The 25,773-nt window shown below is 43.1% G+C and carries 28 protein-coding genes; 10 read left to right on the plus strand and 18 right to left on the minus strand.

Annotation, left to right across the window (positions count from 1 at the left end):
* Nucleotides 1-42: 42 nt before the first annotated feature.
* The 3 genes from QZ735_RS02190 to QZ735_RS02200 all read left to right on the plus strand — a co-directional run bounded on the left by QZ735_RS02190 (nucleotide 43) and on the right by QZ735_RS02200 (nucleotide 2,158).
* Complete coding sequence (locus QZ735_RS02190; protein WP_294243753.1) at nucleotides 43-816, plus strand: LexA family transcriptional regulator; 774 nt, start codon at nucleotides 43-45, stop codon at nucleotides 814-816.
* A 396-nt stretch (nucleotides 817-1,212) separates the two neighbouring features.
* Nucleotides 1,213-1,590 carry a hypothetical protein gene (locus QZ735_RS02195; protein WP_294243755.1) on the plus strand — a complete coding sequence of 126 codons (378 nt, stop codon included), beginning with the start codon at nucleotides 1,213-1,215 and terminating at the stop codon, nucleotides 1,588-1,590.
* Between the two features lie 61 nt (nucleotides 1,591-1,651).
* Entirely contained in the window at nucleotides 1,652-2,158 is a 507-nt protein-coding gene (locus tag QZ735_RS02200) for a hypothetical protein (protein ID WP_294243757.1), read from the plus strand.
* A gap of 116 nt (nucleotides 2,159-2,274) precedes the next feature.
* Here the strand turns inward: QZ735_RS02200 and QZ735_RS02205 are convergent, their stop codons facing one another.
* The 16 genes from QZ735_RS02205 to QZ735_RS02280 all read right to left on the minus strand — a co-directional run bounded on the left by QZ735_RS02205 (nucleotide 2,275) and on the right by QZ735_RS02280 (nucleotide 14,944).
* A complete protein-coding gene (locus tag QZ735_RS02205) occupies nucleotides 2,275-3,981 on the minus strand; it encodes a hypothetical protein (protein WP_294243759.1) in 1,707 nt (568 codons plus the stop codon).
* Nucleotides 3,982-4,065: 84 nt separating this feature from the next.
* Entirely contained in the window at nucleotides 4,066-5,781 is a 1,716-nt protein-coding gene (locus QZ735_RS02210) for a hypothetical protein (RefSeq protein WP_294243761.1), read from the minus strand.
* Nucleotides 5,782-5,795: 14 nt separating this feature from the next.
* On the minus strand, nucleotides 5,796-6,590 hold the full coding sequence (locus QZ735_RS02215) for a hypothetical protein (RefSeq protein WP_294243763.1): 795 nt from the start codon (nucleotides 6,588-6,590) through the stop codon (nucleotides 5,796-5,798).
* The gene (locus tag QZ735_RS02220; RefSeq protein WP_294243764.1) at nucleotides 6,587-7,048 is read right to left on the minus strand and encodes a hypothetical protein; all 462 of its coding nucleotides are present in this window, start codon (nucleotides 7,046-7,048) and stop codon (nucleotides 6,587-6,589) included. Before QZ735_RS02220 ends, QZ735_RS02215 begins: the two co-directional genes overlap by 4 nt.
* Nucleotides 7,038-7,976: a nucleotidyltransferase gene (locus QZ735_RS02225; protein ID WP_294243766.1), complete on the minus strand. Its 939-nt coding sequence runs from the start codon at nucleotides 7,974-7,976 to the stop codon at nucleotides 7,038-7,040. The genes QZ735_RS02220 and QZ735_RS02225 overlap by 11 nt, the downstream gene beginning before the upstream one ends.
* A 4-nt stretch (nucleotides 7,977-7,980) precedes the next feature.
* Complete coding sequence (locus tag QZ735_RS02230; RefSeq protein ID WP_294243769.1) at nucleotides 7,981-8,286, minus strand: hypothetical protein; 306 nt, start codon at nucleotides 8,284-8,286, stop codon at nucleotides 7,981-7,983.
* Entirely contained in the window at nucleotides 8,270-8,551 is a 282-nt protein-coding gene (locus QZ735_RS02235) for a hypothetical protein (protein WP_294243771.1), read from the minus strand. The genes QZ735_RS02230 and QZ735_RS02235 overlap by 17 nt, the downstream gene beginning before the upstream one ends.
* A gap of 1 nt (nucleotide 8,552) precedes the next feature.
* Nucleotides 8,553-8,756 (minus strand): hypothetical protein, encoded by a 204-nt coding sequence (locus tag QZ735_RS02240; protein ID WP_294243772.1) that lies wholly within the window; start codon nucleotides 8,754-8,756, stop codon nucleotides 8,553-8,555.
* A 3-nt stretch (nucleotides 8,757-8,759) separates the two neighbouring features.
* Nucleotides 8,760-9,236: a hypothetical protein gene (locus QZ735_RS02245; RefSeq protein ID WP_294243773.1), complete on the minus strand. Its 477-nt coding sequence runs from the start codon at nucleotides 9,234-9,236 to the stop codon at nucleotides 8,760-8,762.
* Nucleotides 9,233-10,210 (minus strand): hypothetical protein, encoded by a 978-nt coding sequence (locus QZ735_RS02250; protein ID WP_294243774.1) that lies wholly within the window; start codon nucleotides 10,208-10,210, stop codon nucleotides 9,233-9,235. The genes QZ735_RS02245 and QZ735_RS02250 overlap by 4 nt, the downstream gene beginning before the upstream one ends.
* A complete protein-coding gene (locus tag QZ735_RS02255; RefSeq protein WP_294243776.1) occupies nucleotides 10,191-10,865 on the minus strand; it encodes a DUF6046 domain-containing protein in 675 nt (224 codons plus the stop codon). The genes QZ735_RS02250 and QZ735_RS02255 overlap by 20 nt, the downstream gene beginning before the upstream one ends.
* Nucleotide 10,866: 1 nt before the next feature.
* Nucleotides 10,867-12,783 carry a hypothetical protein gene (locus tag QZ735_RS02260; RefSeq protein ID WP_294243778.1) on the minus strand — a complete coding sequence of 639 codons (1,917 nt, stop codon included), beginning with the start codon at nucleotides 12,781-12,783 and terminating at the stop codon, nucleotides 10,867-10,869.
* 24 nt (nucleotides 12,784-12,807) lie between these two features.
* Nucleotides 12,808-13,053: a hypothetical protein gene (locus tag QZ735_RS02265; RefSeq protein WP_294243779.1), complete on the minus strand. Its 246-nt coding sequence runs from the start codon at nucleotides 13,051-13,053 to the stop codon at nucleotides 12,808-12,810.
* Entirely contained in the window at nucleotides 13,002-13,325 is a 324-nt protein-coding gene (locus QZ735_RS02270; protein WP_294243780.1) for a hypothetical protein, read from the minus strand. The genes QZ735_RS02265 and QZ735_RS02270 overlap by 52 nt, the downstream gene beginning before the upstream one ends.
* Before the next feature lie 2 nt (nucleotides 13,326-13,327).
* Nucleotides 13,328-13,762: a hypothetical protein gene (locus tag QZ735_RS02275; protein ID WP_294243781.1), complete on the minus strand. Its 435-nt coding sequence runs from the start codon at nucleotides 13,760-13,762 to the stop codon at nucleotides 13,328-13,330.
* A gap of 3 nt (nucleotides 13,763-13,765) precedes the next feature.
* Complete coding sequence (locus QZ735_RS02280) at nucleotides 13,766-14,944, minus strand: DUF2586 family protein (RefSeq protein ID WP_294243783.1); 1,179 nt, start codon at nucleotides 14,942-14,944, stop codon at nucleotides 13,766-13,768.
* Between the two features lie 285 nt (nucleotides 14,945-15,229).
* On the opposite strand from QZ735_RS02280, the gene QZ735_RS02285 reads away from it, so the two are divergent.
* Entirely contained in the window at nucleotides 15,230-15,652 is a 423-nt protein-coding gene (locus QZ735_RS02285) for a hypothetical protein (RefSeq protein WP_294243785.1), read from the plus strand.
* Nucleotide 15,653: 1 nt separating this feature from the next.
* On the opposite strand, the gene QZ735_RS02290 is transcribed toward QZ735_RS02285, so the two are convergent.
* Together QZ735_RS02290 and QZ735_RS02295 are read right to left on the minus strand one after the other, a co-directional pair.
* On the minus strand, nucleotides 15,654-15,884 hold the full coding sequence (locus tag QZ735_RS02290) for a hypothetical protein (protein WP_294243787.1): 231 nt from the start codon (nucleotides 15,882-15,884) through the stop codon (nucleotides 15,654-15,656).
* A gap of 24 nt (nucleotides 15,885-15,908) precedes the next feature.
* Complete coding sequence (locus tag QZ735_RS02295; protein WP_294243789.1) at nucleotides 15,909-16,220, minus strand: hypothetical protein; 312 nt, start codon at nucleotides 16,218-16,220, stop codon at nucleotides 15,909-15,911.
* A gap of 311 nt (nucleotides 16,221-16,531) precedes the next feature.
* On the opposite strand from QZ735_RS02295, the gene QZ735_RS02300 reads away from it, so the two are divergent.
* From QZ735_RS02300 to QZ735_RS02325, 6 genes are all read left to right on the plus strand, one after another.
* Nucleotides 16,532-17,032 carry a M15 family metallopeptidase gene (locus tag QZ735_RS02300; protein ID WP_294243791.1) on the plus strand — a complete coding sequence of 167 codons (501 nt, stop codon included), beginning with the start codon at nucleotides 16,532-16,534 and terminating at the stop codon, nucleotides 17,030-17,032.
* Between the two features lie 186 nt (nucleotides 17,033-17,218).
* Nucleotides 17,219-18,256, plus strand: a complete 1,038-nt coding sequence (locus tag QZ735_RS02305) for a patatin-like phospholipase family protein (RefSeq protein ID WP_294243793.1) — start codon at nucleotides 17,219-17,221, stop codon at nucleotides 18,254-18,256.
* Nucleotides 18,257-18,932: 676 nt separating this feature from the next.
* On the plus strand, nucleotides 18,933-19,103 hold the full coding sequence (locus tag QZ735_RS02310) for a hypothetical protein (protein WP_294243795.1): 171 nt from the start codon (nucleotides 18,933-18,935) through the stop codon (nucleotides 19,101-19,103).
* A gap of 240 nt (nucleotides 19,104-19,343) precedes the next feature.
* Nucleotides 19,344-20,789, plus strand: coding sequence for a hypothetical protein (locus tag QZ735_RS02315; protein WP_294243796.1), 1,446 nt, complete (start codon nucleotides 19,344-19,346; stop codon nucleotides 20,787-20,789).
* Nucleotides 20,790-20,810: 21 nt separating this feature from the next.
* Nucleotides 20,811-24,503: a hypothetical protein gene (locus tag QZ735_RS02320; protein ID WP_294243798.1), complete on the plus strand. Its 3,693-nt coding sequence runs from the start codon at nucleotides 20,811-20,813 to the stop codon at nucleotides 24,501-24,503.
* A 66-nt stretch (nucleotides 24,504-24,569) separates the two neighbouring features.
* Nucleotides 24,570-25,772, plus strand: coding sequence for a hypothetical protein (locus QZ735_RS02325; RefSeq protein WP_294243799.1), 1,203 nt, complete (start codon nucleotides 24,570-24,572; stop codon nucleotides 25,770-25,772).
* Nucleotide 25,773: the final 1 nt, after the last annotated feature.

Genomic DNA, 25,773 nt, shown 5'->3' on the forward strand with positions numbered 1-25,773 from the left:
TTTGTATCATTTTTCATATATTTGCTGATACAATTTGTATCAATGTCAGTTTTTTCAGATAACATCAGGTTTTTAAGGACTCAGAAAAGTTTATCCCAGCAGGAGCTGGCGGATAAAATTTCAATGAGCAGGGTAAGGTATTCCAAATACGAAGACGGCCGTTCAGAGGCTCCGTATGAAGTGCTGATCAGGATTTCCAAGTACTTTAACCTGAGTATTGATCTGCTTCTGACGGTAGACATCCGCAAATATCCGCTGGAAGATATCCTCAAGCTGCCGGATAACAGGATCGTGCTGCCGGTTGTAGTGGATACACTGGGCAACAACAGCATTGAGATTGTTCCGCAGAAAGCTTCGATGGGCTACCTGTCCGGGTACAGCGACCCGGAATATATCGAAAGCCTGCAAAGAATTTCTTTGCCCTTCCTGGTAAACGGGAAATACAGGGCCTTTCCGGCTAAAGGGGATTCGATGCCGCCTTTTAAGGACGGTTCATATATTATCGGGAAATATGTTGAAAACACAGAAGACTTAAAACCGGATAAAAGCTATGTTTTCGTAACACTGAATGACGGGATTACGTATAAGAGATTTAAGGCTAAAAAGAAAAAATCGGTAACTGTTGCCGCGGATAATTCATTTTACAGGCCTTATGATATTCCGTTAGGCGAGATCGTAGAAATCTGGCAGTATGCTTCAGGTATTTTCCCGGAGGATTTTGAGCCGGACATCCTGGAGAACCACAGCATCAAAGATATGTTCCTGGAACTGAGAAAAGACATCAGCCGACTGGAAAATACCATTACCAAGGTATAATCTGAATATTGCCGGTCTTATTTCCGGTATTTACTTTATCATACTATACATTTCATATCTATTCCCGTGAGAATACCGGACGAACGCGGGCTGGAACAGACCTGATGCTGCCATTGTACAGGATAAAGATATTTTAAGATGATATTTCAGGCAGGCATCAGATACAGCCGCTTTATTTGCGGATATCATACATATCATGAGTGCTGCCTTAAAAAGACATGCTATAAAAATTTAACAATCAACAGTTTAGAACCTTCTTTAATTTTCCTTCTATTGATAATTTTGCGATAATTTTTGTATGTACTGCAGGCAAAAGATATTTAAATTCAAAAAATATCACTCATTATTGAAAAATTATATTAATTTTATAATCGTTAAACAAAAACAAATAGTATTATGAAAAATCAAATTTTAACATTGGTCTTTTCAGGATTCTGCATGCTTTCGTGTGCTACGGAAAATTTGTCAGCAAACAATGCAGAGGGTATGAAAACGGACCCGATGGTGAACTTCGACAAAGCGATGAAAAGCCTGACAAAGCCCGAAAACCAATCCTCTCCTGAAGAGAAAACAGGGAACGGCGCTGTCCTCAACGAAAAAAGCAAGCAGATCCTGTATCTGGCATCAAAAGAATTTATTCTGTCCAGCGGCATTACCCAGGCAGAACTCACGGCCGGTACTTCCGATAACAGGGAAAAAACCATTTCACTGGCAAACAGGATGTATTTTGAGAAATACCAAAATATCCAGAAACAGCTGAAATCCGAAAAATAATTTTCAGCCGTTCTTATGAATTTTCCATTACAGACCCAATTCATCCATTAAATTTTTATCTATGAAAAAACTCATATTTCTTTTTGCTCTTTTTACAGGCTTCGTTAGCTTCGCACAAGGTCCCCTGCATATTTATAATTATTCAAGCTATGATCTTTCCGGCAGGCTGTATGCCAATTCTCCTTCCAACTGCCTTCCGGAAGTATTTACTATCTACAGTGTACCGGCAGGCCAGATGGTAGATATAAAATCATTCAATACCAGCAACTTATCCAATCCTCCTGTTAATACATGGGGAGTACGGACTTCTCCTGCAGGCGGTACCACTTCAGTATCTCCTCCTTCGGGCCTTCTGGTAACGGTGGGCAACTTTGCCCGCTGGAACTTCTACTGGTTCAAAACACGGTATGCAGGAACTTCCACCCCGACTCCGGATCCGGATTTTAATATGGGAAGCAACCTTTGCGGAATTTCTTCGGTAGACTATGTGCATGGTGTTGTTACGCAGGCAAAATGGTATTATGAACCTTCTACCAATGAGACGACACTTATTGTAGAGGATATCTGATCTATCCTATCAATAAAAACAAAAGGCTGCTCCGTTATGGAGCAGCCTTTACTGACTGATCATTTAAGATCATGATACATTACAAATTATCCTGACCAGTCCTGACAACAATACAACTACATTTTTTTTATACTTGATATTTTTATGCCATATACGGCCTGTGTATCATATTGAAAAGCAGTGGCAAAAACTTTGAATCGTACAGGGAGATCCTGCGTATTATCAATAACATTGGTAGCAACACTCATGCTGCCATCATCTTTATAGATAGCCGTTGTGACAAAATTGGCTTTTTTAATAATGACAAATTTCATCATTTCATTATTGCCCATATTAACAGTTCCTATTCCACCTGTTGAAAAGGTTACAACACCACCACTGTTATTGGTAGTGGTAACAGCACCTGCAATTCTTTCTGTAGACAAACCAGCAGCAGCAGATGCTGTTATTCCAAATCCTATAGCCCCACCAAAAGGATTGAAATTTAGGCCTACTCTACTTGCACTCCCTTCAATAATAAAATCATCTGTTGCCATTAAAAAAGATTGCATATAATAGGCTATTAAAACTGCATTAAAGTTTTGTCCTACGTAATTGTATAGATCCTGATCAAATCCTATACTCAGTTCATTGTAATCTCTTACAAATTCTTTGTCAAAAGATAAATTTCCCATAGTGACTCTGGACCACGTATTTCCACTGATATCAATTTCTGTCACTGTGGTACTGTCTACCACTCTAAATATTTCCGATGTAATATATTCTGCAATACCATTTGACAATTTTACTTTATAATCTCCGTTAGAATAAGTGCTTAGATTGAAAGAAAAATTAAGCATATTGGAATTCATTAGGTTGACTTTCGAATTATTGATTATTTCAACAACCGTACCTGCCGAGTTTATAATTCTAAGAGAGAAATTATTTGGATTTAAATTAAGATTGGATCCAATAAGAGTAATGATTGTTATATTATTAGAATTAGCGGATTTGGATACAACTCCAGGAAAAATTAATCCCACACTCATCGTATTGGTAGTCCAGCCACCGTTCATACTGGTTTTCCAAGCTGTTTTTTCCGCATCGGACAAGAGAGCAGGCATATTGAGGAAGGGCTGCTTGCCATTGGATTTTCCTACCTGTCCGGCAGCATTCTGGGTAAGCAGTGATGAAAAAGCAGAATTGGCGGAAACGTCATTCAATCCGGTCACGGCATAATTCTGTCCTGCCGTGTTCATTGCCCAGGCTGCTCCCAGGGTCAACCCTGCGCCTGTTACGGATGTAAGCGATGAATTGGCCACGTTTTTCCCCAGGTCGCCTGCTGCTTTCGGACTTCCGTCTGCCATCAACACATAATTGGAATTGAAATACGGCGAGCCAACTTTCGGGTAATATTTGCCGTCGCTCTGCTCTTTGGTGTAAGAGGTTCCGGAAACGGGATTCCCATCATCATCTTCGCTGTCATTGGTGGCCATATTCTCCGGGATTTCACCTACGCCCAGTGTATTTTTCCAGGCTTCAATATGCTGAACCGACAGGCCGGACGCGTCTTTGTTCGCTTTTACAGCATCCAGGAGACTGATGCCCAGCTTATTTTTCCAGTTCTCTGTTTCGGTGATGTTGCTGCCGTCTTTTACGGCGAAATACTGCAGGGACGATGCTTCTGCTTTTTTGGTCAGTGCATTTTCAAGCCCTTCCACCGCAGCCATGGGCACCAGGTCTTTTTTATGGTAATAGCTGTCTATCCAAGCCCAGAATTGCTCCTGCTCAGGCTTCAGGCCGGTGGAAAACCAGCCTTTTAATATCGATTTGTCTGTAGTCATAATATAGGTAAATTTTCTGATTGTAGATAAAGCTGTTGTAAAGCATTACAGGTTTTACGGAAATCAGATAAAGGATCTGAAATTTTAGATATAAGTCCTCTTTTTTATCTGTGTAGCCGCAGTTGCAAGGGCTGCAGGATTGCCTGCTTTTGTAAATGAAATCAGCAATTTCAAAGGGTTTCCTGTGGTATTATTGAAAGTTCCTGCATACAGCAGGCTACTATCTGAGGATTTGTATAAAATCAGTTTATAACGGGTTCCTCTTTTCTGAATGGACACCTGCAGGGTAATGGATTTCTGTTCCCCTGAATATGAATTTACGGTATACCCGACAGTGTTGGTTGCCCCGGACATAATCCTCAGGGCACTCCCGTCTATATAGCCCAATCCCTGTGCCGACGGTGTCCCTCCTGCCCCTACATGTATATTTGCGCCGTCGAAAGACAGTCCTGCCATACAGCTAATGAATCTGTTCATCCATCCTGCACCTGAATTTTGTCCTACAAATACGGCAGATATACTGAATACGATATCGTAATCCGAGGTAGCCGGGAGCGGATTTGCGCTCACGATAGAAGCCGAAGCACCATCACCCTCGCCGGTTACCGAAAATGTTCCCGAAGTATAGGTGGCTGAAGACATCCCGTTGTTGGTTAATACCAGTTCATTATTGGGAATGGCCTGTTCTGAGAAACTGTTGTACGCGGTAATGCTTACTTCTCCCAGGATTACCAGTTTCCTGATGACTTTCAAGGTGTATTCTCCCGTCATAAAAGTATATGAAGATTCAAAATGAAAGCTTACGGCCAGCTCGCTGTTGCTGTTTACGGAATAAGAAGTTACATCGAACGCCGTATCGGGAACCGGGTTTCCGTCCGGGCCTATCAGCTCCATGGTTACCTGATCCAGGCCCTGAAGCTTGCTGATATTCAGTCCGTATATGGTGATCACAGAATCCGCAGTCCCATTGATAAAGTTGCCGTCCATTACTGTTACCAGCTGTAAATAGGTATTGGCGACATCTGTATTCATCTTTGAAATCCAATCGTTTCGCTGGGTTACATTCATATAGTCCGGAAGCTTCATGAATAACTGCGTAAGACTGGCGTATCCCAGCTGTCCGGAACTGTTCTGGACCAGCATGTTCGTAAAAGAAGATTCATTTACTTTATTGGTCAATCCGGTAATGCTGAAGGCCTGCCCGGCTGTATTCCAGGTATAGGCTGCTCCCAGTGTCATGCCGGCTCCTGCTATGGAAGTAAGGGAAGTATTGGCAATATTTTTTCCCAGATCGCCTGCCGCTTTCGGGGTTCCGTCTGCCATCAACACATAATTGGAATTGAAATACGGCGAACTTACTTTCGGGTAATATTTCCCGTCGCTCTGCTCTTTGGTGTAAGAGGTCCCGGAAACAGGATTACCGTCATCGTCTTCACCGTCATTTGTGGCCATATTTTCCGGAATTTCACCTACGCCCAGCTTATTTTTCCAGGACTCGATGTTCTGAACGGACAATCCGGAAGCGTCCTTGTTGGCTTTCAAGGAATCCAGAAGGTTAACGCCCAGCTTATTTTTCCAGTTCTCCGTTTCAGTGATGTTGCTGCCGTCTTTTACGGCGAAATACTGCAGGGACGATGCTTCTGCTTTTTTGGTAAGGGCATTTTCCAGCCCATCCACGGCAGCCATAGGCACCAGGTCTTTTTTATGGTGGTAGCTGTCGATCCAGGCCCAGAACTGCTCCTGTTCAGGTTTCAGTCCGGTAGAAAACCAGCTTTTTAATATTGATTTATCTGTACTCATAGTTTCTACTTTTGTTAGGAAGGGTCAAATTCAATGAAGCGGATAACCCGGTACGGCTGGAGGTTGTTGTGAGGCATATCACCACCTGTAGGGTTTAATTGCAAAGCATTTCCGCCATCTCTAGGTGCTGTCGTATTATCTGATTTACCTCCTCTCACCTCCCCATAATTCCTGACAAAGCTATGAGAGTGACTTGGCATTTCAGGAATTGTTAATTTATGGGTTCTTGTACCTGCCTCTTTTCCAACATATCCAAAATCATTATCACCCTCTATCCAGCCTACCGGAACACGCCCTTTAAGGTCTGTACATTCTTTCCAGCCTGTCGGAATGGGTACCGTAGCCGGCTTGTTCCAGATGGCAATCATGCCGACAGGAATCGGTGAAGGTTTGTTTTCCAGTGCAGTGATCCGGGCTTCAACATCATCCTTGAATTGCCGGATCTGTACCGTAGGGAAAACCCTTCTGAAATCTGTCCACGGATAATTGGTTACACTGGAACCGAAGGTGGCGAATCTCTTATAGAGTACTTTTTTGCTTTCCCCGCTTTCGAAAATCCGGCTTTCCTGATCTTCTGAAATAATTACGGTAGAACCCAACAGGCCGCCGCGGAATTCCAGGATTTCGCCGTTGATGTAAACAACACCGTCCGTAACGGTACTTCCGGTAAGGGCACACCCTGAGATAATGGCGAAATTACCGGCCATTTCTCCTAATGCATTGAACAGCGAGTAAGCGGCCTGCATGCCGTCCAGTATATTGGTAGAAAGGGGAAATCCCCCGATCTGGTTAAAATCAAATCTATTCATGAGTAGGTCTCAATTTTATAGCGTTTAGACGCCAGTTTGTAAAAATTAATGGTTTTCTTCATTTTATATTCATCGTAGAGAAGGCCCTGTGGCACTTCCACCACGAAATCCACTCCGGTATCCGCATAATCAGAATCCTGGTAGAGGTAGATGGTTCCCAGAAACCTGGGCTGTACGTTCTGCAGGTAGATGTACTGATATTTGTTCTGGTTTCCTTCCGAGATCCGGATCCGTTTTTCCTCAGCATCAAAACTATGGTTGAGCGCCGCCCGCAGGTAGCAGACCTGGCTGTTGTGTGTCAGCCTGTACAGGTTGTCGGTACGGGCAGCATTCCATACATCATAGAGATCGGCGACAGGAAAGCAAAGCGATTTCACCCATGCGATCATCCTGGCCTGGCGCAGAAACGGAGGCAGCATCCGCACCGGCAGCTTTGTAAAATCAACATTATACCACATATTCTATCGTGCTTGCATTTTCCAGTTGTTGCTGATACCCGGGATCTCCGGAATTCAGATCGTCGGCAAACAATACTTTAAAGTATCCTGAGCTTGGTATTTTTTTAACGTCCAGGCCGGTAAATGTCCCGTATACGCCTGATGTCGAATCGATCCACCGGGTAGAGGCACCGAGGATGTGAGGAATTTCCACCCCTTCTATTTTCTGCAGCCTGTCGGTCAGGTGGGCCAGTACCAGCTCCCCGTTGAACGGAAGGTCTTTCATATATTGCCTGATGGCTTCCTTTACAGGCTGTTCTCCTCCTCCTCCGCCGGCCCCTGTCTGGATGCGGGTTCCATTAGCGTCCAGTACCAACGGATTACGGTAGATCTTCAGCTGGAGCTTCAGGATATCCGGTTCGTAATTGAGTACCGTAATCCGTACGCCGGCATCCTTGATTTCATTGATATAGGTTTCAAAATTGATTTTCTGATCATTGGGGATCGGGCTGAGTTCCTTGTTGGTTTCGGTGGCAATCTTGATGATCAGCCGGCTTTCGCCCTGGGCTTCGGTAACGGCAGAATATTTTATGACCTTTGAGTTGCTGATCTGATCTTCGCTAGCCGGGATGAATGAATCGGTCTGTATATCGTAATATTCTGTCCTGAACACATCGCTGCCTTCCACAAGGTCAAAACCATGCTGGAATGCAAGGGCTTTATTCCGGTACCACCTCAGCGAGTGAGGCTTCAGCTGGGCAAGGGCCTCATCCACTTCTTCTTTGTGCTTGTCAAAAAGCGTTTCAAGCGTCCAGACGGCTACTGCAACGATGTAGATCCAGAGCTGCCATACTGCTGTTTTACTGTTGGAGGTAAGACCACTGAGTGCCGGTTCCGTGTTTTTGGCAAAGGTGATTCTTTCCTGTATGTCTTCTATTTTTCGTGCCATTATTTTATTTTACTATAAAGTTTTTCTTGATGATCCAATATCCGATACCTTCCGGTTCGGGCTCTATATGGGAAAGGTCCACAGCGGTTGCCGGAACGGAGCTGTTGCTCTGCAGGCTGTACAGCACAAGGCGGTTCATCTCCTTGTCCGTAAATACCTTGATAACTTTCCCCGGCTCTATATCTTCCGTTACGGACCTGCTGTTCAGCATGGCCAGATCCATGGCGTATACTGCGGTTCCGTACAGATAGATGGAAATATCTTCCCAGATCTGCTGTTCGTATACTTTAAAATCAGCTGTATTTTCCATTGATTTCTATTCCTGTTTCCGTTAGTCTCAATTTTTCGATACTGAATCCGTCTGCCTGCATCTGTACCCTGATGTTACGCTCCAGCAGCACATTAATACTGCCGTTTCTGGATTTCCCTATGTCGCAGCCGGTCTCCGGAAACTGTTTCCATTCTCCCTGTTTGCTGAGCAGTACAAGCTCTACGGCCTGCGATTCGCTTGCTCCCGTGACGAAGTCCCCTTCGGCAATCTCCAGATCATATTCGTTTAAAATAAAATCTCTCATTTTATATTATTTTTCCTGCTGTTAACGGTCCTCCGTTAGGCGGACAAGTACCTGTAACCACCGCAGCGTTCAGTTCATCAATAACCGCCTTTGCAATGGCTCCGGCTATTTTCTCGAGTGAGCTGTCGGGGTTATCTGTTTCATTGCGGCATGTTTCCATGGCCTCTTTTATGGTCTTTTTAAGTCTCTGTTCTGAAATAGCCATAGGTTAGTCTTTTAAAAAATTTTTAAACCGGTTCTGGATCGCCTGGAACTTAAAGTCATTGACCAGCTGTATCGTACTTCCGGTGTTGGTGGTAAATTTCATACTGCGGATTTCCAGGATCAGGTCTTCCATCAGGGCCTTTAAAGTTTCTGATTCTTTTTTCAGAAGGAATCCGTCCTTATCAATGCGGAACTCCACATTCTCTATCCGTACCCGGAACTGTTTCAGCTGGGAATAATTGACGACGCATGCGGTCTGCTTGCTGATAAAAACGACGCAAACCAAGGAGCCCTTTACGGGCTCCAGATACATTGATCCGTTTGCGTCATCAGTTACCAGGTAGGCATCCAGAATATCTGCGCTTCCGTCCAGAGGGCGGAGGTCTGCAGTCTTGTTTTCCGCGTCTACTTCCAGCACCTCACAGATTTTTGCATAGATTTCGTCTCCTGTAGCGGCCAAAGCCTGAATTATATCTTTCATGGTGATAAAGGCTGTCCCAATTCGATGTTCTGGCGGTAACCGTTTACCCCGAATGAGATTTCATTTTTTCTGATTAAATACACTCCTTTCTTCCGTTCCGCCGGAGAAATCTCAACAATGTCGCAGATGTTCACTTCGGGCTGGCCGAAGGTTTCAAAAGATCCTTTCAGGCCTCCTTCCTTGTATCTGTCCAGCGACTGCTTTGCATATTTCCTGAGTTCCTCCTCACTGAGCCCGTCGATCCGGATTTTAATGACATCCCCGTCCTTGTCTCCCAGTTCCACGGTTTTCTTACGGTGTTTATTATCGAAACTCATCGCTTCCACCTTCGCCTTGATTTCTTCCCTTTCCCGGTATTCGAAGTTTTCGGAAATGATGTTTTTCCCGTACATGAACCGGTACTTTTGCCGGTGATCCAGCGGATACACCAGTCCTACATACAGCACATTTTCTCCGTCGATGGTCCTGAAATAAGAGTTAAGCATGTATTTCTCCTTCAGCTCCTGAAGTTCATCGGCGATCGTTGCTTTCGAGGTCCGGTAATTCCCTACTTTCAGTGTATCATCCACCAGCCTGAAACGAATTTTCGTATCCTTCAGAATATGCTCCATCACATCCTTGAGCAGCGCGTTTCTGAAAGCTTTCGGCTGTATTTTCTTCTGCTTGAGGAGAAACATGCTGTCTTCACATTTAATAACCACCGGAGTCCTGGCATCCACCGTCTTGATAAAACCGGTAAACCTGAGTTTCAGTTCATCATCATATCCCAGTTCCACCGTTACCTTATCCCCTCTTTTAAGGGGCGTCCTGAAATTATCATTGGCAAGCCCCTGCCATACAATTTTTTTGGGTAAGGTAAGTTCACAGGTATTGGTAAGGCTGGTGATGTCCTGTACAATAGAACAGTTGTTCAGCGATCTGAAGACCCATATTTTTTCACCTTCAATGGTAATCTTACTTTTCAACTTTAACATCGTTCTCTTCTTTTAATTTGATCTCATAAGCATAATCAGACAGCATCTCGATCTTGATGCTCTGCCGGTTCCCGAAAGTTTCCTGTTCCATGGCGTATGACTTGACGACAGCGGACTGTATATCAAAGATGGACAGAAAAGCAGACTGCACGATAAGGGTCTCCTCAGAAGCCAGGATCTTGTGGAAATTCTGTACAGCTTCCAGAGGATAGTCTGCAGAGGCACTCAATGCCCTGGTCCCCAACCCTGTCAACGATGGTACATACATATCCAGGAAATTGGTAATCCCTACCATAATGCTGATGTTGTAATCGCCTTTGCTGATGTACTCCTTGATGGTTCCGTCCCTGCCCTGCAAAGCCGTCGTCACAATATTCTTCTCCTGATTCACGGTGATGATACATTCTGCAAATTCAAAGGTCTCATTATCCTTATTCTTGATGATCAGGCTGGAAAGCGTGGGCACTCCCATCTGGTCTTCTGTAAGCAGGTTCCTTTCGGTACTGTCTGAAATACTGCCAAAGGAAGGCTGCATGCTGTCTTTTGAGGCCAGGGGCTTTGAGGTCTGCATCCCGAACCGGTAAGAAAGGTTGACGCCTGCGCTTTTCACCGTATTTTCCGCTGGCGGAAACTGAAATGATGTAAACTTTTCCATATTAATAATTGTCTTTCTGAGCCAGTGTGAAATCGGCAACCGCCGTTAGCAGGGCTTCCCTCACCATCTGGATAATTGCTTCCTTGCTCATGGTATTGTTCTGGTTGTAGATGTTCATGTTCTCAATGAGTTTTGTAATGTTGAGATTCCCTACGGATTTCTGTCCTCCTCCGGCGCCGGTCCCTGAGCCCATACTTCCCCCGAAAGAGGAATTCCTGGACTGGACATTATTCAGCGCAGAACTTCCGAAATTTTTAAAATTAAATTCTTTGTTAAAGGCAGAATTGGATTCGAAAGCATTATTCTTTTTAGAATTACTTACTTTGTTTTTTTCATTTTCAATGCGTTTATCTGCTTCCTCTTTATTTTTTTCCTTTCTTTTTTGCGCATCAAAATTATCTCCGGCTTCTTTTTTACTTTTCAGACCTTCCTTATTTACATCAAGAATTCCTTTTGGAGAAAATATCTGATCCCATATTTTTTTTACGGGTGCCAGCACTTGCTTGGCTTTACCCGTAATCTTATCTATAACTCCTGATATTTTGGATGATATTTTGTCAAAGGCTTCGGTCATAGGATCCAAAATATGGAAGGAAATCCATTTTTTTAAATCTGTAAAAACATTAGATACTTCTGACCATGATTTACCAATAAAAGCTTTAGCCTTATTAAAGAAATTAATGACTCTGTCTAATTTTTCTTTTACAAAACTTACTGCAGCTTCTATAGATTCATTAATAAACTTTCGGCTTTCAGTGATGAAATTATGAGTTTTCATTTTGGCACTACTAAAAAAGCCGGTTATCTTTGACACAATAAATTGTATTCCCCCAGTCATAATGCTTAAGAGAGGTTTGATAATAACCTGCCAGAGCCGGGTTGCATATACGCCGATATTATGAAATACTGCTTTTCCTGCCCCGCTGATATATCCTAACATTTCCCTGAAACGCTTAGAATGATCCCAAAGCAATTTTATGGCAACCACTACAGCAACTACAGCTGCTACAATTGCCAGTACAGGCAAAATGAATTCTGCAAGAGCAGCCAATGCAATTCCAACTCCTTCTAAAGCAGGAAACATCTCAACTAAACTGCCGGATAAGCCGGCAACTTCTCCTAATCCAGGCAATAAACCTTCTGCCAGCACAGCTCCTTCACCCGCGGCAGGTATTGCTTCCGGTACAGCCGTAGCAGCAGGAGCAGCTCTTTTAAAGAGGTTTTTTGTCCATTTGAACAGGTCACTTATATCATTAAAAGTATCATAGGCACTTTTAAGTTTGTCAATAATTTCGATACCATCCCCTAAAGAAGAAAGAAGACCCTTGGTATCTTTTTTTCCTTCTGATGTTTCCGAACCATTTCCTTCAGATGATGAGGATGAATCTTTCTTAAAAGGTTTCAATAAATCACCGTCCCGTATTCCTCTATACATCTTTCCGATATCTTCGATACTATCATATACCTCCTTTAATTTCTTTACAAATCCAAGCCCTGTATCCAGATATGACATTAAGGTATTTTCTTCTTTTTTCTTTTCTTCCGACTGTTTAACCTCAGAAGCCGCATTAGAAGCCGAACTTTTTACAGACTGAGTAAAATTCTCTTTGTAGGACATTTCCGAAAGCCCCTGTGCCATTGAACTGATTTTTGAAAATTCGTTCATGGCGCCTGAAGTATCGAAGGAAAGGGCTGCCACCTGCGGTTGGGTGATGCTTTTCGTAAGCTCCCTGAACTCTGATGACAGCTCCTTCACTTTTTCAATAGAAGACCTGGTAAAAGAGGAGAAAGAATCCGATAAAGACTGAATGCCTTTTGTTGTTTTTTCAAGTGAAGTGTTAACGTCTTTTACCGTACTGTTCAGATCTTTAAAAACATATACGCTCCGCAACACTTCCAAATTAAATAGTGTATCCATTATTTTATCATAAAAATTCTTCTGTTATTCTTTACCAAACAGGCTGCTTAGAATTTCAGCCTGGTTTTCCAATTTCCATTTTTCCAGCCACGTGGCCTGGGCATACAGCTTGGCCCATTGGGAAAGCTTCAGCTCCTCGGGATCGATATGGAAATTAGACCGTATAAGGGCATCCCCTTTCCAGCGTTCGTATTCACTGTGCTCGCTCTCCAGCGAGCTTACAAGTTTTTTACGGAAACGCTGAAAGAATTCATATGATTGGCTACACACTCCACCGCTTTAAGCTGAAGGAAATCCCTTTGCTTAATGGCTTCATCGGCTGCAATAAGGCAGTTATCGAACAGAGCCTTTGTTCCTTTGATCTCATTGTTTTTCGCAATGGCTCCCGTGGCTTCCAGGGTTTTGAAATCCGGCTCCTTGAAGATTGCTTTGTATTCGTTGCCGCCTTGTTTCACCGTGCCTTCAATTAAAAGCCCGTGTTGGGCTTTTAATTCGGCAATCTGGGTTTCAGTTAACCCGCAGATCGTTTTTTCAGTATTCATGATTATAAAGATTTGTCTACAATGTGTGAAATTAATAATTCCAGTTCCACTTCCTTGCTCATGTCTCCTTCTTTCCAGTCGAAAGCCGTCTTTTTGAACTCGGCATTTTTCAGCACGTGGGTAACGATAGGTCCTGCTTCCGGCTGGTAGCTCACGATGACACTGAACGGGGCAATCCTGTGAAGCTGGCCTTTCGGTGCTTTGGATTTAAGGGCGAAAAGGGTTCCTGAAAGCAGGGTGATTGACGCAGTGGCCTTCACTCTTCCGTACCCTCTGCTTACAGGATGCCTTCCGGCTCCGTAAATATTCTCTTTTTCCTGTTCCTCTTCATATTTTACAGCCCTAATACCGGTTACCGGAACGCCTCCGATGTTTACTACGATATCACTCCAGCCGTATTCTCTTCCGTTGATTAATGGTTCTAATTCTAATGCCATTTCTTAGTTAGTTGTTAATGTTAAACCTATTTTTACAGTAATTGTTCTCAGTGTTCCTACAGGAACAATTTTTAATACCACTTCCAGTTTTGAGTCCCTCAGGATCTGCTGGGCCGGGTCGATGTACACTTTGTACCCGCTTACTTCCCCGTCTCTTACCATCTGGTCGAGCACATCATCACACAAGGCTTCCAGGGAGGCCACTGCAGAATTTTCGAGGTGCCCGGTATCGGCATCGATGTATACCGGTGAAGAAATCCTTGGGGTCAGGGCACGGTTGATTTCGCGGATGGCCTTGTCTACCGCCGTATTGTTTTCGATGTAGGCAAAATCATCATCCATTGATGCAGCAGTGAAGCTGTCGTTGAAGTAGGTACCGGCCTGTCCGGAATACTTCATCCCGAAGAGGTAGCCTTTCTCATGAATGTCCTGGATCTGCTGCGGGGTGTAGGCGCTTAATAAAGATCCGTCACAGAATCCCGGGATGTCCATTTCCCTGGCAAGTTCAGCATCAGCGGCCCATGTTTTGGGATACGCTGTCGATACCAGGTTCTGCTTTTCTACCCAGGCGATGGATTCATGTACTTTTGCCTTGGAACCTGCTCCTAAAACGGCACCGATGGCACTCACGGAAGGTGTGGTATCAGAAAGGAAATGCCCGTATCCTCCCATATCCTGGCCCAGTACAACGCTTACGTTTTCAGATTTCAGGGTATGAAGGTCAGGCAGCACAGTCATATCTGCTTTGTCTACCTTTACCGATAAGAAGGTACTCAATGGGATGTTCAATCCTCTCAGGTATACCGCAACTTCATTCAGATTCCCTACTGCTGCTGCCAGTGCAGATACCGGCCTTTTGAAATCGCATACGGCTACCCTTCTCAGTCTGCCTTCCGCAAAATTCTGAAGCTGCTTCACTTCCTGATAGGTTCCGTCTGAAGTCAGCACTCCTTTTACATAGAGTTTCGCTCCGGGATTTACCCTGAAAAACTCATTGATGTGGTAATGCATTACAGGATTTTGCTGTGCTGTAATACCCTTGTCGGCAAGTTCTTCTGCCGAAAGCACCATCTGGCTCGCAACGGCTGCTTCGCCGATCACTACCAATCCGGAAATATGGTCTTCCCCAGATAATAATCTGTTTAAACCTCCGTTTTCCCTTACAAATTTTACTCCGTTCATTTACTTTTGTTTTTACGAGTGTTATAATTATTTTTTACAGAATTCTGCAACCCGTCGGTGGTTGCTTTTTGAAATTTGAGCATCTTTTTAAAATTTAAATTTTGGTCATTCTCTCTTGTTTCCTGAGGCAAAGTTGCGGCGTTAAAACTTCATACGGAAAGAGTTGTCAGATTTGCAGACACATCTGTAAGATCTTCTTACCAGGCTGTACGATTCTCTTATTCAATATTTTACTCCGTGCAGAATTACCGGAGCTTTGCACCGTCTAACATAAAATATATACCTATGAAAAATGAATTGGAAAACATCCGGACCCGGCTTTCCACGATTGCGGAATTTAATTTTACCGGTGAAGACTGGGGACAGCTGAATGCAGATCCTGCCGCAGCTCCGGAATTTCCCTGCTGTCTCTTCAATATTTCTAAAGCATCGTATAATGACCTTGGGAAAGATCCCGGACAGACGCCGAAAAACAGGCAGTCGGGCAGCTTCAGGCTGAAGCTGAATATTGCGGATCAGGGATCGGAGAACAGAAGCCTGAGCTGGGCAGAGCATATTCTGATGGAGAAAGTACACCAGGCGTTGCATGGATTTTCCCCTACCGAAAAATGCTCTCCACTCAAAAGAAAAAATTATAAGCGTCTAAAGCGCAGTAACGGTTTGATTGTTTATAAAGTGATCTACACTTTTGAAGTAACGAACGTGTAAATTATAAGACGGAACGAGGAGTATTGGTTTTTTCGAGCTCCTCTTCTATCGGAGTATTCAGGATACGGTACAGGGTATCCCTGCTGATGTGGAATTTAGGATAAATAAACTCCCTCCAGATCACGGTAATGGGAGTATAGCGGCAGTCATGTCTATTGAATTCATCCATAACCTGCTGATAACGGAGCAGTTTGTTTCTTCTGGCTCCCAATGATTGTTTTGTGCTTTTCATAAGTATTTTCTGATAAGGTTTTTTTTACTGATTCGGAATATTCAGGCATTCGTAAACGGCTGCTGTGAACTGAGGATGATTTTTGCTGTACTCTGCAACAGGCAGCCAATAATCCTTTTTAGGATCATAATATTCCAGCGTACTGTTCTGGCTGTATTTCATCCTTGGCGGATGCCATTGGTATTCCTGTACGAAGTTGAGCAGCTTTTCCGCTTTTACGGTGAGCCCGTTTTTTTCCTGAAGGTGCCTGTGGATAGAAACCCTGTCATACCATCCCAGTACATGATACATACTGTCTAAAGACAGCGTTGAATTTTCATAATTGATCATTTCCATTTTGCATTGAATTATTGTTATTGAAAGGTGTCTGATGTGTATCCTGCTGCTCGGTTGGATCCGGACGGCCGGAGAGAAAACAGACAGCATACAGAGATCGTGTTTTTTATCTGCAGCAAAGATCAGCAGGCAATGCGTCAAAACTTGTCGCATTATATTTTTTTTTGACCGAAATCAACAAATAATTCACAACAATCTGATTTAAAAATATTTACAGAATTAAAAAAAATGACCGGAGAAATTATAGAAAACACGACAAGTTTTGTCGCATCCCCGGTCTACTTTTGTTTCCCAGACCTAAAACTTATGATATGGACAAAATTACTTTACAACGAATAGAAAAACTTCATCCTTCCGTACGCGAAGAGGTGATACAGATTATCAGAGCATGTGACGAGGCATTAACCGGAAGGGCAAAAATAAGAATTACCCAGGGCCTCCGGAGCTTTGAAGAACAGGAGAAACTCTACGCCATCGGACGGATCACTTCCGGCAAAAAGGTAACCAATGCCAAGGCCGGACAGAGCATCCACAATTACGGGCTTGCCGTAGACATATGCCTGATGATCGATGGAACAACAGCCAGCTGGGATACTGCCAGAGACTGGGACAACGACAAGGTGGCAGACTGGTATGAATGCGTGAAAATCTTTGCCCGGTACGGCTGGGACTGGGGCGGAAACTGGAAAACCTTCAAAGACCTGCCCCATTTTGAAAAAAAGAATCTCCATACGAAAAATGGTCTTATCCAGACCAGCTGGAGGACACTGCAGAAAATGAGCAGGGACAAAAACGGCTATCTCATTTTATAATTCTCTTTTATTTGAATTTATTTTTTAATGCGACAAGTTCTGTCGCATGTCCGGCCTACCTTTGCTTTACGGAAATACCAAAGCACCCTTTATAAAAGCTAAAACCAATAGTTAATCTGCAGAAACTATTGGTTTTACTTGTCTAAAGCCGTCAGGTATTCCTTAAAAAACAAGTATAAAAACAACATGAAAAAGACAACCATTCTTTCTTTGGACGGGGGCGGAATCAGGGGAATTATCACCTGCATTATCCTGCGCTACATAGAAGAACAGCTGCAGTTGTACGACAACCCGAATGCCAAGCTCGGAGATTATTTCGATATGGTGGCGGGAAGCAGTACAGGAGGGCTGATTGCGTCTATTATTCTCTGTCCCGATGAACACCGGAAAGCAAAATATTCCATCCAGAAAGGCCTGGAACTGTATGCTGAACGGGGTGGCGACATATTTCAGGTCTCTTTCTGGAAAAGCATGGTCAACCCGTTCGGGCTGATCAATGAAAAAATCTCCCAGGAAGCCCTTGAAAAGAACCTTAATGAATTTTTTGGAACCCTGGAATTAAAAGAATTAATAAAACCCTGCCTGATAACAAGTTATGATATAGAAAACAGAAGATCAAAAATATTCAATTCCTGGAAGGCCCGTCTGAGCACCGATAATTTTTACGTCAAAGACATCTGCAGGGCAACTTCTGCCGCACCGACGTATTTCAGCCCGGTTCAGATCAAATCCATGTACGGGCAGATTTTCAGCCTGATCGACGGCGGCATGTTTGCCAACAACCCTGCCCTCTGTGCTTATGCGGAAGCCCGGAAGATCCCTTTTGCCGAAGTCCTGAAAAGCCATCAGAAAACCAACCGTCCGACGGTAAACGACCTGCTGATTGTTTCTATCGGTACGGGAATCGAAGCCCGGCCGTATACTTTTAAGAAACTGCAGAAAGCAGGGAAAATAGGCTGGGTAAACCCGATTATCGATATTTTACTTTCGGCCAATGCGGAAACCGTGGACTACCAGCTCTGCCAGATGTTCCAGACCCTGGGAACCAAAAACCAGAAGAATTATTACCGGCTGAACCCTTCGCTGAAAAATGCTTCTCCGGCAATGGACAATGTGCGGAGATACAATATTGAAAACCTTATCCAGGCGGGCCTGAGCTATATTGATGACCACCGGGATGTCCTGAACCAGATCGTACAAAAACTTATCATCAACAAAATATAAGCTATTTTCCTTATATTAACAAGATATAATCTTATGACCTTATATCGGGTATAAGTTCAAAAGGCAATGACCCTGCTGATCGCCATGTGATCAACAGGGTTCTGCTTTGTGTGGTGTATGATTTATTTCATTCTCCATCCATCCCATGAAACGGCCATCAATATATGCGGAGGTCATTATTGCAGCTCCGATTCTTATACCGAACCACTTATATTAAAAATTTTACGGAATTTTTTAAACACGACAAGTTCTGTCGCTTCTGCGTGGTAGCTTTGAAACAGAACCAAAAAATAAAGTCTGAACCGCCATACCTGAACCTTTCCGATAATCATCCCAAACAATCATTAAAACTAAATACCGTTCAATGCAAACCTGAAGACCCTTTACCCCTTTGTTTCAGAAAAAGCTACCGGTCATCACCGGCTTCTGAAACCGGCCCCAACAGAAGTCAATAGCTATAACCGGACTTTCAACGAAAAATTACATTTTATATAAATTATCTGAAATTTTTTTTAACACGACGAGTTCTGTCGCTTCTGCGTGGTAGCTTTGAAACAGGAATAAAAACACAGCCTCTCATTTAATTCTTTAACCTTCTTAAAAAATCCGGTAGGCAGAAAATACCGGACAGCCAGAACCATACCCTATTACAATACCAAAAACCAAACCCAAACCAATGGAAACACCGGATTACCAACCAGATAACCGCTTCGATGAAGACCAGTACACCATAGAATGGAGCGACATCGAAAACGCCGAGATGGACTATGAAAACTATCTCAACGATATTGAAAACTTCTTCCGCGAGGACACGGAAACCGAAATCCCCGAAGAAAGCCTCTACTAAGCACTGACCTGTAAGTTCCCCCTGTCCGGCACAACTGCAATGCTGACAGCCTTATCCAACATCCTTATGATGCCGGACAGCCGGAGCTATGCCTGAACATAAACTTTACCAGCCGGTACAATAAAAAAACCGGTGAATAAAGAACAGACTATTGCAGGAACTTTTTCAAGGTAATGAACCGATAAAGCCACCAGTACTGAACACCAACAATAATGAACAAAACAACAAAATTTTAAAAACATGTTAGAAAAAGAAAGATTAAGATTGCTTTTTGAAAACGGAAAAATCCCCAACCAGGACGATTTCTGGGAATGGCAGGATTCCTATTTTTACAAAAAAGACAAGATCCCCGCCAGTACACTGGACTATGATTTCAGCAAAAAGGCCGATCTGGTAGACGGTAAAATCCCGGCTTCCCAACTGCCGAGTTACGTAGATGACGTCCTGGAATACAATGCTTTGTCTGACTTTCCCGGAAATGGGGAATCAGGGAAAATCTATATTGAAATCCGCACCGGAAAGCAATTCAGATGGAGCGGCGAAAGATACATCCAGATTATCGACACCTCTGCCTTCCAGGATCTGCTTCTTACCAAGCTCGATAAGCCGTCTGAGACCCTTACCAGGCCCGGAGGCAAACATTTTATACCGTTGCTGGATCCTGAACAGTCAACGAAAAAAATTCCGGTCAATGATCTGAAGAAGGATTTTTTCATTACGGCTCCTGCTCTACTGACGGAAGAGGAAAAAACAGGCTGGAGAACCCAGATGAACGGTGGATGGACCACCCACACCATGAGCGTAGCCTATATCCTCCCACCGATGGCAGATCAATCTGACAAAAATACCTGGTTTACGCTGAAAGGAACAGGACTGAACCTGAATCCGGCCAACTTTTCCGTCAGCCTGATGACCGCAGCAGGAGCACTGGCTGCCACTATTCCCAACTCCCAGGTACAGCTGTTCCAGAACGGAACGGATCTTATTTTCTACTGCAACTGCAGCAGCCTGGCGGAAGGCGAGTATAAAATCATGATCTCCAACGGGACAGCATCCTATATCACAGGCACTTCCATTACGGTAAGCAGCAAGCTGTCCCAGGTGGATTTATCAGCAACCCAATGGGACAGGAAATTCTACAACGATACCAGCAGCAACCTGATCTACGGGCGCGGGAATACCTGTGTGTTCTCTACCGATCCGAATGTAAAACCCCTGGAGAATGACCATACCTTTATTACCTCTCTGGTAAGCAAGCCTATCATTCCGGAAAACAGTGACTTTATTTTGAGAGGTGCCATAAATCTTAATGTCTATAACTGGGATACTTCAAGGGATCCTGAGTACTACTTCGGACTGGTAGATGCCAATACGGCTCCTGCCCTTACCAATCAGGCTTCCCCTTTCATCAGGATGGCTTTCAACTTTTATGCATTACGATGGAGATTCCAGCTGAATAAATCAGAATTGCTGAACACCACCAACAATTATGATGCAGCCACCTTCGCAAATTTCAGCTTTATCAGGAAAGGAAACACCATGATTTCCTCCATTACAGTCAATACAGGAACCTTCACAGAGATCGGGACAACAACGCAGAAATCCCTGAAATTCGGGATGTTCTGTCAGAACAACACCATCAAGACGGATGTCTCTGCCGTCCTGCAGGAACTGATTTTACTTTAACCTTTAATACCATTTATCAACATGACAACAGACAACAAAAACAATGCTTCACAGACGCTTTTCAGGTTTGTAAGCTTACGGAACCCGCAATTAACGGAAACCAAAAATAAAAACCTGGGATTCATCCACAGGAAAGATCAGCTGACCGGTATCTTTGATAATGCCGTCAAACCTCAGCTCAGCAATACGGCCCTTGTAAAATTCGGGCTTATGGAAAGGGAGGCTAAAACATTTGCGCTTCTGGCCTTTAAAAAAGAATCGGAAATTGAAAACGATACCGAATTAAACAAAATTCTCAAACTCGGCCGGAAGATAGCCAAAAATGAACTTCTTTCTGCAGTTGATGAGGCTGCAGCCGTTGCAGCTTTCCAGGAAGCGGATGACAATACGCTTACAAAACTATGGAACAACCTTATCTTTCAGGTGCTGACGCAACAGGACTTCTATGTAAAGGAGGCCGTTACCCAAATGCTGAAAGCACTGCACTTCGGGTACGTCTGCACCCTGCAGCCTTCCGATGAACTTAAAAAAATCAACGGCCCCGACCTGAAAGCCAAAGCTCTGGATGCCAAAATCGTACTGCCGGCTTCCCTTTTCTGCGACGGAAACACCGGCACTACCTCTGCCAACGGTTCTTTCAAGGTGGATTCATCTCCTGTGGGGAAAGGGATGATCGGGGCCAATGAGCTTTCTGCTCCGGCACAGCATCTTTTAAAAATGGAAGGAGAAAAAATTGCGGCATTGTCTCTTCTGGAAGTAGAGAAAAAAGCTCTCAGTACGCTGAAATCTGAACTGGAGGATATGCAGAAGACTTTCTATAAACTCAGAACAAAGGCATATGAAAAAGCATACAGGGAATACAAAACCCGGTATCAGCCTGCTATTGATGCGCGTAATGAAGCAATAGAAAGAATAGAAGCCCAGATTACAAGTACTATGACGCAGCAGGAAATTGATAAGCTGTATGCAAGTCTGGATGAATTCAATATTCCTGAATTTACATTCAATTATAAGAATGAACTGAATTTTGAAGATCTAAGCAGCCAATTGTCCGGGGATTCATTTGCTTACTTTGTTGAGCACTTTACCCTGATTAATAATGGCAGACCCTATACTGCCCTTAACTTTTCGCAGCTTGAAATGATTTCAGACAAGGAAATGCTGATCAGTAAAATACCGGTATCGATAACAGATGAGTATGATACGTTTGAAGAAGCGTATGAGGTTTTGAATCAAAAAATCACCGCCAATACTGAAACCCTGCTTTCAAAAACCCCGGTTACAGGACAGGAATTCAGCCGAATAGGCAGCGTATTGGTCCCTGTAAGCAGGACAACGTATTCTGAGATTTCGGGAACTTACTTTCTCAAACTGCAGACTACAATGATTGCTTCCGTTCCCAAACATTCCGTTTCGTTTTACTACAATACGGACAGTACTGCACTTGGATTACTTTCCGCTACCTTAGAAATGGCAACCAACAATGACAATTATCTGGAGAATATTAATTCAATTGATGTAGTGGATGGAAAAGTGATCTTTCCTGTAGTAGAGAGTTCTATTAGAGCGGTCTCATCCGTAAAGGTGATCCTGTACTTTAAAAATGGTGAATCTGCTGTTGTCCTTTATCATGATATGGTTGCCGAAAAAGTATATACGGGAAGATTTTCATTCAGAATCGAAACGGAAGAGCCTGAAGAAGGCGGTGAAAACCCGGATCAGGGCACCACGGTAAACTCCGGGACATTTACGCCTAAACATTTCGGCGTTAAAAGACTGGGGATTGCGGATTACCTGAAAGTAGAACAGAGTGTTCATGCATATGTGCCGGGTGAAGTTTCCAATATTGAAAATGTAATGGCCAGCGAACTCCGCCACAAATCTTCTGTATCCAGGGATTATTCCGAAACTATAGACACAACATCCGAGTCCGTTGAAACTGAAAAAATTTCTGACACCACAAAAACCGAAAGAAGTGAGATGCAGACTGAAGTGGCCAAAGAAATTGAGAAACAGCAAAGCTTTGAGGCCAGCACAAGAGCAATAGGAAAAGCCTGGAGCTGGACCATGGAAGTGGCAGCAGGCTACGCCAATACTACAGCCCAGCATGACAGCACAAGACAGGCAGTAGCCAAATCGCAGGAAATTACCGAGCGGGCTATGGAACGTGTACTGACCAAAATCAACAAAGAACGTGTTCAGAAAATTATACGGGAATATACGGAAACCAATGTGCATGAATTCGATAACCGCGGGAAAGTAAACGATACCAATAATCCGGAAGCTGCCGGACCTAAGCATATTACCGGAGTATACAGATGGGTAGATAAAAAAATGAAGAACCAGATCTACAACTACGGCAAAAGAACCATGTTTGAATTTATGATTCCGGAACCGGCAAAACTGCACCGCCTGGCGACTTTTGCATCAAAAGAAACCGTGAAGGAACCTGTAGATCCGAGAAAAGCCTCCAGGGAATGGATCATGCCGAATTCAAAAGCGGCAACCAGGGAATTGTTACAGCATTGGGCAGACATATACGGGGTGAAGCTTACGGAAATCAAAGAAAAGGCTCAGCACGTTGAAAATTTCCATGATGAGTTTAATGATGATGGCGAATGCGTGGTAACCCAGAAAAGCCTGGCCATTCCGGCAAATTATGTCTGTAAATCCGTAGAAGTCTCGTTTACAGCAACAAAGGAAAAAAGCAAAAGAGGCATAAGGGTTAATGGTGATTTTACCAATGGAATTCTATTTGAAAGATATTCTGCATCAGACGTGTTTACATTAACCGGGTTCAATTTATCAGGAAACTGGGTATTTAAAAACTCAGGATATAATATCGATACCATTGATATCAGCTTAAAACTGAATCTGGAAATTCAACCAAGCTTCATTGATGCCTGGAAACAGGAAAATTTTGATGCCATCATTACGGCCTATGAAGCAGCCTATGCTGAATTTCTGATTAAGCAGAAAGAAGCGGAAGAAAAGGCAAAAGCAGAACAGGCAGGTAACGAAGAAAAAATCGGGAATTTCTACCGTGAGATGGAATCCGTCATTCTTAAGCATAACTGCATCGCCTATCTCCTGCAGGATTACCTAAACGTTTTGGGAAAAAAATTCACCAACGGTACCGAAATGAAGGATTTCAGCATTACGTTAAGCAATGATCTCGACCAATACACGGCACTTGCCAAATTCATGGAACAGGCCTTTGAATGGAGTATTATGGATTATACCTTCTATCCTTACTACTGGGCCAGCCGTGATGAATGGCAGAAGATGTACCTGTCTGAAAGTGCGGATCCCCTGTTCAGAAACTTCCTGCAGGCCGGAATGGCCAGGGTGATCGTAACAGTCAATCCCGGATTTGAAGATGCCGTACAGTTTTTTATGAGCACCGGCAGGATCTGGAACGGCGGCGAGGTGCCCGTGATCGGAGACCCGCTGTATATGAGCATGGCAGACGAACTGAGACAGCCGACAGGACAGCCGCAGGGGAAATACTGGATTACCAGAATCCCTACCACCCTTACCATTTTGCAGGCAGGCTCTGCAGGACTGATCGTGGATCACGCATTGCCGATCTTCCCTGAAGATCATCCGGAGAACTGCGAAAACCCTAAGGACCTGGAAGAAAGCAGCGCCTTCGGAAAACCGGAAGATATTCGTATGATCGGAGGCGGTGTTACAACCAGTACTTTGGATTAAAATTAACCTAATGAAATGGCGGTTTTCTGCCGCCATTTCTTTTTTTAACAATTAAAACTTAAAAAGATGAAACCGATAAAAGCGTTAGGGATTTCTAATATTAAAGCATTGCGATTAGAAGATGCAGAAAAAAAAGAATTACAAGACAAAAAAGAAGTCTCTGATAATGATTTTATACCAATCCTTAGTTTAGATAAATCATATAAAGATCTTAACAAAAAATATCATGCCGTTTATAAAGGAAATGTTGGAGGAAAGAAAACTATATTATCAGAACATCTAAATAATAGAACACAACTGTTAGAAGAAGTAAAAATTACTATCCCAACGGAAATTAGATTAAATGTTAGACAAGGAAATTCAAAAGCTAACGATAGCAAAGGAACAGTAACCGTTATATCAAGAGGAGTAATGTTTAATGATAAAGACAATAAATATGATAAAGGAGATCTTAGGTCTAGTGCAATTATTAAAGATGTAAAGTATAATAGTAATCTTACTATTCAAGCTAGTCCACAAATGATACAAAAAGGGGCATATATTGATTTTTTTGCTAATGACGATGATTGGTTATTCTACTCTGTTTCTAATGTACATTGCGGTCGCATCGCAATTTCAAATACCTCTAATGTAGGAAAAAGACTTACAGAAAATATAGAGAAATTACCAAAGGCTAAAGCATCTGAGAAATTATCTGATAATGATACGTACAATAATCCTGAAAAATCTTTTGCAATTGCAAATAAATATCAAGATCCCAAAGGAATGTGTTTTGCGGTTTCAATGGCAAGAGTTTCAAAGGCATTTTCAGATGTAAATATTAACAATGCTATAAAAGTAGCTACATCAGGTGACGATTATATCTATTCTGGAACAGTTTCAAACAATATTCCAGATAAATACTTCGGATATGGCGTTGGAGCAGCTTTAACAAAGAATGGATATGCAGACTTGGTAACTACAGAGGAAATTTGGCAAGGCAGATTAGAAGAAGGAGCAATGTTACAGTATTGGAATAATCCTAATAAAAAAGATTGGAAAAATTTAAAAGAAGCCATTAAATTTAGTATTGGTAAACCGAAACAAAACTGGCATCCAGATTTTGCTGCTGGGCATTCGGTAATATTTAAAGGTTACATTTTTGATGATAAGGACAACATCGTTGCTTTATGGTGCTACGATTATTCTGGAACCCAAAGAAGATTTGAGAAAGATGATATTGATCATCCAAGACTATTTGTAGGGGCTAACTTAAAAGATAAAAAATAAT

This window comes from uncultured Chryseobacterium sp., assembly GCF_913776365.1.
GTDB lineage: Bacteria > Bacteroidota > Bacteroidia > Flavobacteriales > Weeksellaceae > Chryseobacterium.

What these genes read in the sequence shown, in the direction of transcription:
- QZ735_RS02190 (WP_294243753.1), top strand. Translation starts at nt 43, where the DNA reads ATGTCAGTTTTTTCAGATAACATCAGGTTTTTAAGGACTCAGAAAAGT.
- QZ735_RS02195 (WP_294243755.1), top strand. Translation starts at nt 1,213, where the DNA reads ATGAAAAATCAAATTTTAACATTGGTCTTTTCAGGATTCTGCATGCTT.
- QZ735_RS02200 (WP_294243757.1), top strand. Translation starts at nt 1,652, where the DNA reads ATGAAAAAACTCATATTTCTTTTTGCTCTTTTTACAGGCTTCGTTAGC.
- QZ735_RS02205 (WP_294243759.1), bottom strand. Translation starts at nt 3,981, where the DNA reads ATGACTACAGACAAATCGATATTAAAAGGCTGGTTTTCCACCGGCCTG.
- QZ735_RS02210 (WP_294243761.1), bottom strand. Translation starts at nt 5,781, where the DNA reads ATGAGTACAGATAAATCAATATTAAAAAGCTGGTTTTCTACCGGACTG.
- QZ735_RS02215 (WP_294243763.1), bottom strand. Translation starts at nt 6,590, where the DNA reads ATGAATAGATTTGATTTTAACCAGATCGGGGGATTTCCCCTTTCTACC.
- QZ735_RS02220 (WP_294243764.1), bottom strand. Translation starts at nt 7,048, where the DNA reads ATGTGGTATAATGTTGATTTTACAAAGCTGCCGGTGCGGATGCTGCCT.
- QZ735_RS02225 (WP_294243766.1), bottom strand. Translation starts at nt 7,976, where the DNA reads ATGGCACGAAAAATAGAAGACATACAGGAAAGAATCACCTTTGCCAAA.
- QZ735_RS02230 (WP_294243769.1), bottom strand. Translation starts at nt 8,286, where the DNA reads ATGGAAAATACAGCTGATTTTAAAGTATACGAACAGCAGATCTGGGAA.
- QZ735_RS02235 (WP_294243771.1), bottom strand. Translation starts at nt 8,551, where the DNA reads ATGAGAGATTTTATTTTAAACGAATATGATCTGGAGATTGCCGAAGGG.
- QZ735_RS02240 (WP_294243772.1), bottom strand. Translation starts at nt 8,756, where the DNA reads ATGGCTATTTCAGAACAGAGACTTAAAAAGACCATAAAAGAGGCCATG.
- QZ735_RS02245 (WP_294243773.1), bottom strand. Translation starts at nt 9,236, where the DNA reads ATGAAAGATATAATTCAGGCTTTGGCCGCTACAGGAGACGAAATCTAT.
- QZ735_RS02250 (WP_294243774.1), bottom strand. Translation starts at nt 10,210, where the DNA reads ATGTTAAAGTTGAAAAGTAAGATTACCATTGAAGGTGAAAAAATATGG.
- QZ735_RS02255 (WP_294243776.1), bottom strand. Translation starts at nt 10,865, where the DNA reads ATGGAAAAGTTTACATCATTTCAGTTTCCGCCAGCGGAAAATACGGTG.
- QZ735_RS02260 (WP_294243778.1), bottom strand. Translation starts at nt 12,783, where the DNA reads ATGGATACACTATTTAATTTGGAAGTGTTGCGGAGCGTATATGTTTTT.
- QZ735_RS02270 (WP_294243780.1), bottom strand. Translation starts at nt 13,325, where the DNA reads ATGAATACTGAAAAAACGATCTGCGGGTTAACTGAAACCCAGATTGCC.
- QZ735_RS02275 (WP_294243781.1), bottom strand. Translation starts at nt 13,762, where the DNA reads ATGGCATTAGAATTAGAACCATTAATCAACGGAAGAGAATACGGCTGG.
- QZ735_RS02280 (WP_294243783.1), bottom strand. Translation starts at nt 14,944, where the DNA reads ATGAACGGAGTAAAATTTGTAAGGGAAAACGGAGGTTTAAACAGATTA.
- QZ735_RS02285 (WP_294243785.1), top strand. Translation starts at nt 15,230, where the DNA reads ATGAAAAATGAATTGGAAAACATCCGGACCCGGCTTTCCACGATTGCG.
- QZ735_RS02290 (WP_294243787.1), bottom strand. Translation starts at nt 15,884, where the DNA reads ATGAAAAGCACAAAACAATCATTGGGAGCCAGAAGAAACAAACTGCTC.
- QZ735_RS02295 (WP_294243789.1), bottom strand. Translation starts at nt 16,220, where the DNA reads ATGGAAATGATCAATTATGAAAATTCAACGCTGTCTTTAGACAGTATG.
- QZ735_RS02300 (WP_294243791.1), top strand. Translation starts at nt 16,532, where the DNA reads ATGGACAAAATTACTTTACAACGAATAGAAAAACTTCATCCTTCCGTA.
- QZ735_RS02305 (WP_294243793.1), top strand. Translation starts at nt 17,219, where the DNA reads ATGAAAAAGACAACCATTCTTTCTTTGGACGGGGGCGGAATCAGGGGA.
- QZ735_RS02310 (WP_294243795.1), top strand. Translation starts at nt 18,933, where the DNA reads ATGGAAACACCGGATTACCAACCAGATAACCGCTTCGATGAAGACCAG.
- QZ735_RS02315 (WP_294243796.1), top strand. Translation starts at nt 19,344, where the DNA reads ATGTTAGAAAAAGAAAGATTAAGATTGCTTTTTGAAAACGGAAAAATC.
- QZ735_RS02320 (WP_294243798.1), top strand. Translation starts at nt 20,811, where the DNA reads ATGACAACAGACAACAAAAACAATGCTTCACAGACGCTTTTCAGGTTT.
- QZ735_RS02325 (WP_294243799.1), top strand. Translation starts at nt 24,570, where the DNA reads ATGAAACCGATAAAAGCGTTAGGGATTTCTAATATTAAAGCATTGCGA.